At 71.7% G+C, this 14051-nt stretch carries 7 protein-coding genes; 6 read left to right on the top strand and 1 reads right to left on the bottom strand.

Translation table 11 applies throughout. The features are described 5' to 3' along the window. Positions 1-205: 205 nt before the first annotated feature. Both ACF059_RS09015 and ACF059_RS09020 read left to right on the top strand, forming a co-directional pair. On the top strand, positions 206-433 hold the full coding sequence (locus ACF059_RS09015) for an MbtH family protein (RefSeq protein ID WP_392053550.1): 228 nt from the start codon (positions 206-208) through the stop codon (positions 431-433). Positions 434-535: 102 nt separating this feature from the next. Beyond that, positions 536-1036: a winged helix-turn-helix domain-containing protein gene (locus ACF059_RS09020; protein WP_392053553.1), complete on the top strand. Its 501-nt coding sequence runs from the start codon at positions 536-538 to the stop codon at positions 1034-1036. A gap of 158 nt (positions 1037-1194) precedes the next feature. Here ACF059_RS09020 and ACF059_RS09025 read toward each other — a convergent pair whose 3' ends face one another. Beyond that, a complete protein-coding gene (locus ACF059_RS09025) occupies positions 1195-1914 on the bottom strand; it encodes a tryptophan 2,3-dioxygenase family protein (RefSeq protein WP_361940070.1) in 720 nt (239 codons plus the stop codon). 405 nt (positions 1915-2319) lie between these two features. Between ACF059_RS09025 and ACF059_RS09030 the strand changes: the two genes are divergently transcribed. From ACF059_RS09030 to ACF059_RS09045, 4 genes are all read left to right on the top strand, one after another. After that, on the top strand, positions 2320-4149 hold the full coding sequence (locus ACF059_RS09030) for a non-ribosomal peptide synthetase (RefSeq protein ID WP_392053556.1): 1830 nt from the start codon (positions 2320-2322) through the stop codon (positions 4147-4149). Between the two features lie 95 nt (positions 4150-4244). Beyond that, a complete protein-coding gene (locus tag ACF059_RS09035) occupies positions 4245-8894 on the top strand; it encodes an amino acid adenylation domain-containing protein (RefSeq protein WP_392053559.1) in 4650 nt (1549 codons plus the stop codon). Continuing rightward, the gene (locus tag ACF059_RS09040; RefSeq protein WP_392053562.1) at positions 8891-12901 is read left to right on the top strand and encodes an amino acid adenylation domain-containing protein; all 4011 of its coding nucleotides are present in this window, start codon (positions 8891-8893) and stop codon (positions 12899-12901) included. Before ACF059_RS09035 ends, ACF059_RS09040 begins: the two co-directional genes overlap by 4 nt. After that, positions 12898-13950: a Gfo/Idh/MocA family oxidoreductase gene (locus tag ACF059_RS09045; RefSeq protein WP_392053565.1), complete on the top strand. Its 1053-nt coding sequence runs from the start codon at positions 12898-12900 to the stop codon at positions 13948-13950. Before ACF059_RS09040 ends, ACF059_RS09045 begins: the two co-directional genes overlap by 4 nt. Positions 13951-14051: the final 101 nt, after the last annotated feature.

Genomic DNA, 14051 nt, shown 5'->3' on the forward strand with positions numbered 1-14051 from the left:
CGCGCGACGGGGCGCCCCCCGGGCCTGGAAGAGGTCACAGGGGCCCTGTCAATATGCAAAACACACGGGCACGGATGTGGAGTGAATCTGTTTGGTGTGACGTCTGACTGCTAATGTCGATATCGCTTCCAGGGGCCGAGGCAGAGGCAGCTGGAGCATTATTCGAAGGTATCAGAAAATTTCTGCTCGATGAGGGGATCGACGCATGCCTAATGTATTCGAGGACGACAGCCGAGACTATCTGGCACTGCGCAATGATGAAGAGCAGTACTCGCTCTGGCCGCACGACATCGCCGTTCCCGACGGCTGGCACGTCGTATACGGACCCGCGGACCGGGCGACGACCGTCGACTACATCGAAAACACCTGGTCGGACATGCGGCCGAAGAGCCTGCGGGACGCGATGGCCGCCCACGGCGGCACGTCGGCATGACCTGACGACGTGCTGTTCGGAGGGAACTTCGATGGCCGACCGGCTGGAAAGCGCTGCGATTGAGAGTCCTGATTCTCGATGTCAACGAAGCGGGGGATACCTGTGAAGGTAGATGTGAAGGACCGGGTCAAATTTGTTCGCTGGCCTGCGGAAAGCAATATCCGCGAGCAATGTAAGGTGCGGGGGCATCTTTGTCTTCTGGTGGTCGAGCACGGCGCGTCCCCGCCGGAGCATCTGAGCCTCCACGAGGACTGGGTGCGCCCGCCCATCGTCCAGGAAGACCTGCAGGCCCGACTGCGCCAGCTGGCCGATCGGGCCGTTCTCAAGTCGAAGCCTGTGCTGGACCCGGCAGGGATCCTCTACTTCAAGGACTCGTCCGTCACGCTGTCGTTGACACAATGCGAAATGCTCGCTCCCCTGGTGGCGCAATACGGCGAGATAATCTACCGGACTGAATTACGCGATATTCTCGAACACTCCGGTTCCAGCTCGTCCAGCAACGCCCTGGACCTTCATGTGATGCGGCTGCGCCGGCGTCTGCAGCTCGTCGGCCTCGCGGTACGCAACGTCTGGGGACGCGGTTTCGTCCTGGAGCCCATCTAGGGTCCGTCTAGAGCGCGTTCAGGTTGATTCGTCGGCAGTCGGGCCGGGCGGCCGGGCGGTCGGGCAGACGATCGCACCACCGCCCCGTGCCGGACCGCCGGCGAATCAACGACTCAGCAAAGGGGCGATCGGCCGGCGACGGTCACCACGTCACCACGTCACGACGTCGCGACGCTGAGACCGATGTGGGCCTGACTGCGCAGATCACGCAGCTCCGCGAACGGCAGGGTGCAGTGACTGATCAGGTAGTTGGCCCCCGTCGTGCCGCCCGTTCCGGCATGGTTGCCCATCACCCGTGTGATCAGGCTGATGTGGCTGACCTGCCAGCGCCAGTAGCCGTTGCCGACGTCGAGCAGGGCTTCGATGATCCTGTAGTAGACGTCGGCCTCGATGCCCCGCCGGGCCAGGTCGGAAACGGTGTGCCCCGACCTGGCCACCCACGCGACGAACGACTCGTACAGGGGACCGTCCTGCTCGGCGTTGCCGATGAGGTGCGCCAGCCGGTGGAACTGCTTCGACTGCGCACCGCTCGCCGTGCCGAGGTACTGCCGGAACATGGCGAAATCGCGCAGGGGCAGCCGGTCGAGGGCGGTCAGCTGAGTGCTCAGCAGGCGCATGAGTTCCCCGGCGCGCTGCAGGAGATCGACGATCCATTCCGCGTTGGACGTGTCGTCCGTCGTCGTGAAGGTATCGATGGCCGCTTCCAAATCGGCGATGATCTGCGTGAGCCACAGTTCGCTCGCCTGGTGCGCGATGATGAAGAACTGCTCTGACAGCACAGTGGACTTCATGGCTGCGGATCCGGCAGAGCGGGGATTCTGGAGGGACAGCAAAGTATCAAGTTCGAGGTAGTTCTGATACTTCAGTTCGTCGGTCACTTTGATTCCCTCTCTCCGTGACGAACTCGAGCGTATGGCGCGCCCCTACGGGTCGGCGCGGAAGGTGCTGCGCAAGAAGGCGACGGCCGGACTCGCGGAGTCGCCCCCGACGGCCCGTGACCGGGGGCATCCGTACGACGGCTGCGCCGAACCGGTCGGTCGTGGAGCAGCGTTGCCAGGCCCTGGCACATCATGGAGTGATCGGCGGGCCCCTGAGCTTTCGGAGAAAGAGTTCTTTCACGGCCCGGTGGGCCGGCGGAGCCGCGTGTCATCGTCGACGACTGTTGCCCGTTGCGTCTGCTCTCCCGGTGGGCCGGCCAGGCGCACGACCGGTGACGCCGATATATGGGACTCGGGAAGAACACGGCGGGTTGCCGTACTCGCGAACAATATCGCGCCCTATTCATGCTGGAACTCTGTGTCGGAGGCGGAGCGGAGTTGAACACTGTTTCGGACGTATTCGAGTCCGTGGTTGCCACGTCGGGAGACGCCCCCGCGGTCGTCTTCCAGGAGACCGTCGTTGACTATTCCGAGTTGAACGCGAGCGCGAACCGCCTCGCCCGGCGGCTGATCGCCGCCGGCGTCGGGCCGGACTCGCTGGTCGCGGTCGCCGTGCCCCGGTCGGCGCAGCTGATCGTCGCGGTGCTCGCCGTGCTGAAGGCGGGCGGCGCGTACCTGCCGCTGGACCCGAGCTATCCGGCCGAGCGCCTCGCGCACATGATCGTCGACGCGCGGCCGTTGCTGCTGCTGCGGACGGCGGACGTCGCCCCACCCGGCCTGGACGTCCCCGAGTTCGTGCTCGACGACTCCGCCTTCGTCGCCTCGTACGCGCAGGAGCGCGGCGAAGACATCGCCGCCGACGAGCGTCTGGCGCCGCTCACCCCGGCCCATCTGATGTACGTGATCTACACCTCCGGTTCGACCGGAGTCCCCAAGGGCGTCGCGGTCAGCCACGCGGGCGTGGCGGATCTGGTCTCGACACAGGCGAAGCTGTACGGGGTCGGTCCCGGCGACCGCGTCCTGCAATGGGCCTCCTTCAGCTTCGACGCCTGGTTCTGGGACTTCACCCTGGCACTCCTGCACGGTGCGACGCTCGTGATGGCCGAGCAGCACGCCCTGCTGCCGGGCGAGTCGCTGCGCGAGACCCTCCTGAAGTACGACGTGAACCACGCGGTCCTGCCCCCCGTGGCCCTCGGCATCACCGAGAGCGAGGGCCTGCTGCTCGGCGGCACGATCACCTCCACCGGCGACGTCTGTACGGGCTCCCTGGCCGAGGAATGGTCCAAGGGCCGGAGCCTGTTCAACGCGTACGGCCCCACCGAGGTGACCGTCGGCGCGTCGATCGGCGGACCGATCGAGGGCGTCCAGGAAGAGGTGACCATCGGGACGCCGTGGGACGGCGGCGCGGTGTACGTCCTCGACGAGAACCTGCGGGACCTGCGCGACGGCCGGGAGGGCGAGCTGTTCCTCGCCGGAACGGGAGTGGCCCGCGGATACCTCAACCGTCCGGGCCTCACCGCGAGCCGGTTCGTCGCCGATCCCTACGGACCGCCCGGGAGCAGGATGTACCGCTCGGGCGACCGGGGCCGGCACGAGCCCGACGGCGCGCTCTACTTCACCGGCCGGATCGACAACCAGGTGAAGGTCCGGGGCTTCCGCATCGAGCTCGGGGAGATCGAGACGCGGCTGGAGACCCACCCCGCCGTGGAGATCGTCGTCGCGGCCGTGGGCGGTGAGGACGTCTCCACCGAGCACATCGTCGCCTACGTCAAGACCTCGGCGCGGCACGCCGTCTCCGAGGCGGAGCTGCGCGAGTACGCCCGCCGCGCCCTGCCCGAGCACATGGTCCCGTCGAGCATCGTCCTGCTGGAGCGCTTCCCGACGCTGCTGAACGGCAAGGTCGACCGCAAGGCGCTCGCCGAGCGGGCCCGGCGCGCCACCGCCGAGGTTCCCGACGCGGCGGCCGCGGACGACGCCGGTGACGCGGGCGACGCGACCTCCTACGAGCAGATCCTGTGCCGCATGGTGAAGGAGACGCTGAAGATCGGCGCGGCGGCCCCGCAGGACAACTTCTTCGATCTGGGCGGCCACTCGGTGCTCGCCGCGCAGCTGGTCAGCCGGATCCGCAAGGAACTGGGGCTGGCCGTACCGATGCGATCGATGTTCGAGGCACAGAGCCTGGCCGATCTGGCGCAGGTCATGGAGCAGGTCGCGGAGCAGGCCGAGCAGGACTGACGTCGTCGTCGGCCTCATGACCTGTCGCGTCACTGCCCGACCCATGGCTTGGAAGACGACGCTACGGAGTCGATAGCGTGCAAGGGAGCTTGGAAATGTCATCGGAGAATGTTGACCTCGGCGCGGGAAGTCCCGCCGCCACGCATGCCGGGATGGACGCGGACGCCCTGCGCCGCGTGGTGTCCGACCTGCTCGGCATCGAGTTGACCACGGCGGACGACGACAGCAATCTCTTCGAACTCGGCTTGCAGTCGCTGGAGATGATGCGACTGGCGAATCGACTCAGCCGCGCCGGTTCCGAGGTCACGTTCGCGCAGCTGTCCGACGACCCGCGGCTGGAGGCATGGTTCGGCCTGCTCACCCCGGGCGACGGCGCCGGCGCCGAGGCCGTCGCCCTGCCGCAGCAGCGGACCCCCACGGCGGAGCAGGCGGCCCAGGCAGTGCGGGCGGACCGGGACGACCGGGCGGACCGCCCCTTCCCGCTCACCCCCGTCCAGCAGGCCTATCTGATCGGCCGGGCGGACGACCAGCCGCTCGGCGGCGTCAGCTGCCACGCCTACCTGGAATTCGACGCGCGGCAGCTGGACCCGCAGCGTCTGGAGACGGCCGTGCGCGCCCTGATCGCACGGCATCCGATGCTGCGGGTGTCGTTCGCCGACGACGCCACCCAGCACGTCATGGCGCAGTCCCCGTGGCCGGGCGTGACCGTCCACGACCACCGCGACCTCGCGGGCGACGAGGCGGCGGCAGCGGCGCTGGCCCTGCGCGAGCGGCTCTCGCACCGGCGTCTGAACGTCGACCGGGGCGAGGTCATCGACGTCCAGGTGAGCCGGCTCCCCGACGGGGTGGACCGGCTCCACTTCAACGTCGACCTCCTGGCCTCGGACCTCGCCAGCATCCGCGTGCTGCTCACCGATCTGGCCGCCCTGTACGACGATCCCGACGCGCTGGACGCCCTCACCTACACCTTCGGCCGCTACATCGAGGACCAGGACGCGGTGCGCGGCCCGGAGCGCGAACGGGCGCGCGCCTACTGGCAGGAGAGGCTGCCGTCCCTGCCGGGAGGGCCCAGGCTGCCGCTGGCCGTCGACCCCGAGGCGGTCGTCGTACCGAAGTTCGTCCGCCGCTCCTGCGGGCTCACCGCCGACGAGTGGCGCACCATGGAGCGCCGGGCGGGCGAGGCGGGCCTGACGCCCTCGGTGGTGCTGGCCACGGCCTTCTCCATGGTGCTGGCCCGGTGGAGCGGCGACGAGCACTTCCTGCTCAACCTGCCGCTGTTCGACCGCGACCTCGACGCGCACCCGCAGATCAACCGCATCGTCGCCGACTTCACGGGCCTGGTCCTGGTCGAGGTCGACCTGGCCGGCGGCGGCAGTTTCGCCGCCCTGGCCCGCGCGATGCAGAAGCAGATGCACGAGGGGATCGGCCACTCCGCCTACTCCGGCGTCGACGTGCTGCGCGACTTCAACCGCGCCGATCTGGACGCGCCCCGCACGGCGCCCGTCGTCTTCGCGTGCGACCTGTCGGCGCCCCTGGTGCCGGACGCGTTCGTGGACCGCTTCGGCGAGGCCACGTGGATGATCTCCCAGACCCCGCAGATCTGGCTCGACCACCAGGTCTACCGCACCCGCGACGCCGGTGTGCTGCTGGTGTGGGACGCCGTCGAGGAGCTCTTCCCGGCCGGGGTGCTGGACGACATGATGGCGGCCTACGAAGCCCTGGTGCGCGGCCTGTTGGCCGGCGCGTGGGACACCCCGCTGCCCCAGATGCCGCTGCCCGCCGCCCAGCGGCGCCGGCGCGACGCGGTCAACTCGGCCACGCGCACCATGACCGGGAACCTCCTGCACACGGCGTTCTTCGAGCGCGCCGCCGAGCGCACCGGGCAGCCCGCCCTGCTGTGGGGCGAGCGGGAGACGATGGCCCACGACGAGCTGGCGCGGCGCGCGCTGGCCGTCGCGGGCGCACTGGCGCGGCGCGGTGTCGGCCGCGGCTCGTACGTGGCCGTGACCGCCCCGAAGAGCGCCGAGCAGATCGCGGCCGTGCTCGGGGTCCTGGCCGCCGGCGCCGCGTACGTGCCGATCGGCGTGGACCAGCCGGACGAGCGACGCGCCCGCATCCTCGAACTCAGCGGCGTCCAGGTGGTACTGGACGGCCGCGGAACCCCCCAGCTGGCCCCGGCCGGCATCGAGGTCCTGGCGATCGACGAGGCGATGCGCGCGACGCCGCTGGACGCACCGGTCGCCGCCGACCCCGACGACACCGCCTACGTGATCTTCACGTCCGGGTCGACGGGCCTCCCGAAGGGGGTCGAGGTCAGCCATCGCGCCGCGGTCAACACCGTCGAGGACGTCAACGAGCGGTTCGCCATCGGGTCCGAGGACCGGGTGCTGGCGGTCTCGGCGCTGGACTTCGACCTCTCGGTCTGGGACGTCTTCGGATTCCTCGCGGTGGGCGGCGGCGCCGTCCTGGTGCCGGAGTCCGGCCGGCGCGACGCCTCCGAGTGGCTGGCCCTGTGCCGGCGCCACGGGGTGAGCGTCTGGAACACCGTCCCGGCCCTGCTCGACATGGTGCTGACCGCGGCCGACGGGGCCCCGCTCCCCGCCACGATGCGGCTGGCCCTGCTGTCCGGCGACTGGATCGGACTCGACCTGCCCGAGCGGCTCGCCCGTGCGTCCGGCGGCCGATGTCGCCTGATCGCACTCGGCGGCGCCACAGAGGCCGCCATCTGGTCGAACGCGTACGAGGTCGACGCAGTGCCGGACGGCTGGCGCTCGATCCCGTACGGCACGCCCCTGCGGAACCAGAAGTTCCGCGTGGTGGACGGCCGCGGCCGCGACTGCCCCGACTGGGTGCCGGGCGAGCTCTGGATCGGCGGCAGCGGCGTGGCCCTCGGCTACCGGGGCGACCCGGAGCTGACCGCGGCCCGCTTCCCCCACCAGGACGGTGAGCGCTGGTACCGCACCGGCGACCTCGGCCGCTACTGGCCCGACGGCAATCTGGAGTTCCTCGGCCGCCTCGACCACCAGGTGAAGATCAACGGCTTCCGGGTCGAGCTCGGCGAGATCGAAGCCTGCCTGCAGGCGCACCCCGAGGTCGCGCAGGCCGTGGTCGTCCCGTTCACCGAAGGCCGCCGGGAACTGGTCGCCGCCGTCGTCGAGCGCTCCTCGGCGCCCGACCCCGTACGGGAGCCCGCCGGGCACGCCGACGGGGACGGACACCAGCCGCACGCGTTCCTGCCGCCCGCGTCCGACGACGCGGACCGGACCGATCCGCACCTGCACGAACACCAGCTGGTGGAGGCGCTGCTGGCCGGCGTCGTCGCGCCGCTGATCGCGTCCGGCGCCGGGGCGGCGCGCCCCGTGTCCGTCTGCGCCCAGCAGCGTCCGGTGGTGGACGTCTGGCTGGAGTACCTCGCCCAGCGCTCCGTACTGTCCCGCGGCGCCGACGCGGCGTACGCGCACGGCCCCCGCTGGGGCGAGGTCACCGATCCGGTCTGGATCAAGCAGGCGCGCACCGCCACCCACGGCACGTGCCTCGAACCCGTCGCCACCGCGCTGGAATGGGCCGCACCGCTCTTCACGGCCATCGTCTCCGGCGAGGCCGACGCGACCGCACTGCTGGACGATCCGGTCCTGGCCCCCGAGGCCCTGGCCGATCTGACGCCGGGCACCGCCGCCTGCCTCGCAGCCGTCGCGCACGAGCTGCGGGCGGCGCGCACCGCCGGCGACGGCACGCCGCCCGCCGTCGCCGAGTGGGACGTGGTCAGCGGCCGGGGCACGGCCAGGCTGCTCGCCGCACTCGCCCCGGACACGGTCGCGTACACCCTCCTCGGCTCCTCGGTGCCGGCGCTGGCCAAGGCCCAGACACTGCTCGCGGAGCAGGGGCACGCGACGCACACCGCGCTCCAGGGCGCCGCGGCGATCGCCGCGCAGCACGTCCACGCCTTCGACGCCGTCGTGGCGAACAACGTCCTGCACCGGATGGCGGACCCCGAGGCGGCCCTGGCCACCATGGCGCTGCTGCTGGCGCCCGGCGGACGCCTCTACCTGCTGGAACGCGAACATCCGACGCCCCTCGCGCTGATCACGGCCCTGCCGCTGGAGGCGCGCGCGGGCCGGTTCGACGAGGACCGGCCGGGCTCCGCCTGGCTGTACGACCGCGAGCGGTGGGCGCGGGCCTGCGCCGACGCCGGACTGGGCGAGGTACGGGTGCTGCGCGGCGAGGCCACCGGCGAAGTCCTGCTGACCGCGGACCGGCCGGCGACGGCTCACGGCGTCGACGGCGAGCAGCTGCGCCGGTGGGCGGCGCTCAAACTGCCGGAACACATGGTTCCCGCCCACTTCGCCGTGCTGCCCGCCCTGCCGCTGAGCAGCAACGGCAAGGTCGACCGGCGCCAGATCCAGACCGTACTGGAACAGTCCGTCGACCGGCCCCGGGACGTCGGCGAGCCGCCGCGGGGCGCCACGGAGGTCTTCGTCGCCGAACGGTGGACGAAGCTCCTCGGCCTGGACTCGGTGGGCCGCGACGAGAACTTCTTCCGGCTCGGCGGCGACAGCCTGCTCGCGACGCGCTTCGTCGCCGAGGTCCGGGGGGCCTGGGCCATCGACCTGCCCATGCGCGAGGTCATGCGGACCCCGACCGTCGCGGGGCTGAGCGTGCTGATCGACGAGCTCGTGGGCGCCGCCGGTGCGGGCCCGGACGGCGGCTGGGACAACGGCGACGAATGCGAAGAGGGTGCGGTGTGAACGCCAACGACCTGCTCGAAGAGTTCCGAAGCGCCGGCATCCGACTGTGGCGCGAGGGCCAGCAGCTGCGGTTCCGCGCCCCGCGCGGCGTGATGACCGACCAGCGTCTGGCCGACCTGCGCCGCTGCAAGGCGGAGCTGCTGGCCGTCATGGCCGACACCACCGCGAGCCCCGGCGAACCGGTGTGGCAGGACCACCCGCAGGAGCGTGAGCAGCCCTTCCCGCTCACCGACATCCAGTCGGCGTACCTGTTCGGCCGGAACCCGGCCTTCGACTACGGCGGCGTCTCCTGCCACATCTACCTGGAGTTCGCCTACCCGGCGGACCTGGACCCCGACCGGCTGCAACGCGCCTGGGACGGCCTGGTCCGGCGCCACGACACCTTGCGGACGGTCATCTGCGAGGACGGCACCCAGCGCGTCCTTCCCGTACTGGACGACACCCGCATCGAGACCGCCGATCTGCGCGGAGCGCCCTCCGACACGGTCGAGAAGGCCATCGGCCAGGTCCGCGACGAGCTGTCCCACAAGGTGCACCCCGCGGGCGAGCGCCCCATGCACGAACTGCGCCTGACCCTGGCCACCGATCGCAGCGTGCTGCACGTGTCGGTGGACTTCATGGCCCTGGACTGGCTCAGCCTGCAGCAGGTGCTGACCGAGCTGGACCGCCGCTACCAGCAGCCGGACTGCGAACTGCCCGCGGTGGACGCCACCTTCCGGGACTACGTGCTCGCCGAACGACGGCTGCGGGAGACGCCTCAGTACGAGCGCGACCGCGCGTACTGGTGGAACCGCATCGACGAGCTGCCCGGCGCGCCGGCGCTCCCGCTGCGCGACGACCACGACCCCGCCACGACGCCGCCGCTCTTCCGCCGTCTGACGACGACGCTGGACGACCGGGTCTGGCAGTCGCTGAAGGCGCGCGCCGCCGAGCACGGCATCACGCCGGCCAACGCGGTGCTGGGGGCGTACGCGGAGACGATCGGCCGCTGGAGCAGCGCCGAGCGGTTCTGCATCGGGCTGCCCGTGCTCAACCGGATCCCGCTGCACCCGCACGTGGACCGGCTGCTCGGCGACTTCACCTCGCTGAGCCTGCTCACCGTCGACTCCGAGGGCCGGACGAGCTTCGCCGAGCGGGCCCGCGTCCTGGGCGAGCGGATCTTCGACGACCTCGACCACCGGCTGTACAGCGGCGTGGAGGTGCTGCGCGAGCTCACCCGGCGCCGTGGACGCGAGGCGGCGGCGCTGCCGGTGGTCTTCACCGGCAGCATCGGGGTCGGCGGCGGCGCGGTGTCGGCGGCGGGCCGCACAGCGCGCCCCGTGTACGGCATCAGCCAGACGCCCCAGGTGTGGATCGACTGCCAGGTGGGCGACCAGTACGGCGGCCTGGACATCAACTGGGACGTGCGCGAAGGGGTCTTCCCCGACGGCCTGGTCGACGAGATGTTCGCCGCCTTCGAGGGGCTCCTGCACCGGCTGGCCCAGGACGACGCGCCGTGGGCGGCCGTGGATCCCCAGCCGCTGCCCCACCGGCAGCAGAGCCTGCGCGCCGCGGTGAACGCGACCCAGGCCCCGGCCCCCGACGGCCTGCTCCACGACCCGCTCGTGGCCTACGCGCGCGCCTTCCCCGACCGGGTCGCGGTGGTCGACCCGTCCGGATCGCTGACCTACGGGCAGTGGCTCGGCCGCGCCGCCCGGGTGGCCGAGGAGCTGCGGGCCGCCGGGTGCCGTCCCGGCGACTTCGTCGGCGTCCTGATCGACAAGAGCCGCGACCAGGTCGTCGGCGTGCTCGGTGTGCTCCTCGCGGGCGGTGTGTACGTACCGGTCGACCTCGGCCAGCCCCGCGTCCGCCGGGACCGGATCCTCACCGACAGCGGCGCCCGGTTCGCCGTCGTCGCCGACGCGGCCACCGCCACGCCGCCGCCCGGTGTCCGGGCGGTCGAGGTGACCGGCGTGGAGCCGGTCCCCGTGGACCAGATCCCCGAGGGGCCCGCGGTGGCGCCCGGGGAGCTCGCCTACGTCATGCACACCTCGGGTTCGACCGGCGTCCCCAAGGGGGTGATGATCACCCACCAGGCCGCCGCCAACACGGTCCACGACATCAACACCCGCTTCGGCGTCGGTGAGGGCGACCGGATCCTCGGCCTGGCCGCGCTCAGCTTCGACCTGTCGGTCTACGACCTGTTCGGCCCGACGGCCGTGGGCGCCACCCTGGTGCTGCCGGACCCCGCCCGCCGCGGCGACCCCTCGCACTGGGCCGCGATGGTGGCCGAGCACGGCGTGACGCTGTGGAACTCGGTCCCGGCGCAGCTCCAGATGCTGATGCACTACCTCGACGTCGAACCCGCCGACCTCGGCTGCCTGCGGCTGGCGCTGCTGTCGGGCGACTGGATCCCGCTGTCGCTGCCGGCCCACGCCGAACGCCACGTGCCCCGGACCGAGCTGATCAGCCTGGGCGGGGCGACGGAGGCCGCGATCTGGTCGATCTACCACCGCATCGAGACGGTGGAACCGCACTGGCGCAGCATCCCGTACGGGGCTCCGCTCGCGAACCAGCGCTTCCACGTGCTCGACGCCGCCCTGCGCGACCGGCCCGAACTGGTCGTCGGCGAGCTGTACATCGCGGGTACCGGCCTGGCCACGGGCTACCTGGGCGATCCGGAGCGGACGGCGGAGCGGTTCATCCGCCACCCCGAGACGGGGGAGCCGCTCTACCGCACCGGCGACCTCGGCCGTTACCTGCCGAACGGCGAGATCGAGTTCTCCGGCCGCGCGGACCAGCAGATCAAGATCCGCGGACACCGGATCGAGCTCGGCGAGATCGAGGCGGTGCTGGGCGAGCACCCGATGGTGGGTACCTGCGTGGTGCTGGCCGCGGGCAGCGACGCCTTCGAGCGGGCGCTGATCGCCTTCGTGATACCGGCGCAGCAGCCGGCCGCCGTCGAGGGGGCCGAGCTCGTGCGGTGGGTGGCCGAGCGGCTGCCTTCGCACATGGTCCCGGCGCGGGTGCGGATCGTCGAGACGCTGCCGTTGACACCCAACGGCAAGGTCGACCGCAAGCGGCTGCTGGACTCCGCCCCGGCGCCCGCCGCGCCGCGGGGCGCGCCGCCCGAGCCGCCGCGGCCGGGCGTCGAACTGCGCATCGCGGAGCTGTGGGCCGAGGTGCTCACCGGCCAACTGCCCAGCCGGAACCTGGGATTCTTCGACGCGGGCGGCAACTCGCTGCTGGCCGCCCAGTTCGTGGGCCAGCTGCGCGAGCGACTCCCCGAGGCCGCCGAGATCACCTTCGACGTGCTGCTGCGCGCCCTGCTGGACCAGCCCACGGTCGCCGGACTGGCCGAGCGGCTGCAGTCCGCCCCGGCGCCGGAGCGGGCCGCGGCGGCCACCGCGGCGACGGCCCGGCGCTCGCCGCTGGTCCCGCTGGTCCCGCCGGCCGGATCGGGGCAGGGCCCGGTGCGTCTGCTCGTACACGACGAGACGGGAACCCTGGCGTCCTACCGGGCGCTCATCGCCGAACTGGGTTCGGATACCCCCCTGTTGGGGCTCGCCGTACCCGAGGGAGGAAGCGCCCTCGACCTCGCCGCACCGGACCTGGTCGAGGAACTGGCCGCCGGCTACGCCCGCGAGGTACAGGCCGCCGGACACGACGACGTCGAGGTCGTCGGCCACCGCCTCGGCGGCCCGATCGCCCTGGAACTGGCCCGCGCCCTGAGCGAGGCCGGGGTGAGCGTGCGGCAGCTGACCCTCGTGTCCGGCTTCGAGCGGACCACGCCGGCCGCCGCGGGCTACGACCCGCAGCCGTACGCGGGCGACATCACCCTCCTGCGCCCGGCCGAGCCCTCGACCGCCGCGCCCGGCGCCGACGACGCCGCCGGTTTCTGGGGCGAGGTGTGCCTGGGCGACCTGACGGTGGTCGACGTTCCCGGAGACCACCTCAGCTGCCTGGAGCCGCCGCACGTGACGCGGACGGCGCAGGCGATCACGGCGCAGGGGACGGGCCGCCGATGACGCGCGCGACACCGGGCCCGATGCGCGTCGTCGTCTGCGGGACGCGTTTCGGCCAGGTTTACCTCTCCGCCCTGGCCCAGGCCGCGCCCGACCGCTTCCAGCTCGCCGGCATCGTGGCACGGGGCAGCGCCCGGTCCGTCGCCCTCGCCGAGGAGTACGGCGTTCCGCTCTACGACAAGGTCGAGCAGCTGCCCGACGACGTCGACGCCGCCTGCGTCGTGGTCTCGACCGCGGTCGGCGGCGGGCGGGGCGTGGACCTGGCGCAGGCCCTGCTCGAACGCGGGATCCACGTGCTCCAGGAGCATCCCGTCCACCCGACCGAGCTGGCGGACTGCCTGCGGGTGGCGCGCCGGACCGGGACCCAGTACCAGGTGAACACCTTCTATCCGCACCTCGAACCGGTCCGGCGGTTCACCGCGGCCGCCCGCCGGCTGATCCGGCTGCGCAAGCCGGTGTTCATCGACGCCATGTGCGCGGTGCAGGTGTCGTTCGACCTGCTCGACATCCTGGCCGGGATCTTCGACGGGCTGCGGCCCTGGTCGGTCTCCCCGGTCGCCGGCCCCGCCGGTCGCCCGCTGGTCAGCGTGGAGGGGCAGATCGCGGGGGTGCCGCTGACGCTGCGCGTGGAGAACAGGATGCAGGCGGGGGACGACAGTTCGAGCCTGTTCCTGCACCGGATCACCCTCGGTACCGATGCGGGGAACCTGATGCTGGCCAACACCCACGGTCCGGTGATCTGGAGCCCGGTCCTTCGGATCGACGGCCGAGGTGTCACCGCGGACTTCGTGGGTACGCCGGAGACGCCGACCTGGGCGGGCGCCATGGACGAGGTGTGGGGGGAGGGGGTGCTGGCCGCCCTGGAGACACTGCGCGAGCGCGTCGACTCGGGCGTGGACCCTCTGCAGGGCAGCCAGCGCCATCTGACCGTCGCCCGCGCCTGGAAGGAGTTGACCGAGGCCCTGGGCTATCCGGAGGTCGCCGAACCGGATTCCGGGGACCCGTTGACCGTCGCCGATCTCGCCGGACAACCGGAATCCGGACGCGTGTAGGGCGATGGCCGACAACCGCCGTCCCGGTGGTGGCACAGCGGCCCGGTGCGCGGTACGGTGATATCGGAACACGTTTGGAAATCGATGGGAGAGCTATGAGC

Origin of the sequence: Streptomyces sp. NPDC016562 (assembly GCF_043076955.1) — a bacterium.
In the GTDB taxonomy this organism is placed as follows: Bacteria; Actinomycetota; Actinomycetes; order Streptomycetales; family Streptomycetaceae; genus Streptomyces.

Coding starts and splice junctions, on each gene's coding strand:
- ACF059_RS09015 (WP_392053550.1), top strand. CDS start 206: ATGCCTAATGTATTCGAGGACGACAGCCGAGACTATCTGGCACTGCGC.
- ACF059_RS09030 (WP_392053556.1), top strand. CDS start 2,320: ATGCTGGAACTCTGTGTCGGAGGCGGAGCGGAGTTGAACACTGTTTCG.
- ACF059_RS09035 (WP_392053559.1), top strand. CDS start 4,245: ATGTCATCGGAGAATGTTGACCTCGGCGCGGGAAGTCCCGCCGCCACG.
- ACF059_RS09045 (WP_392053565.1), top strand. CDS start 12,898: ATGACGCGCGCGACACCGGGCCCGATGCGCGTCGTCGTCTGCGGGACG.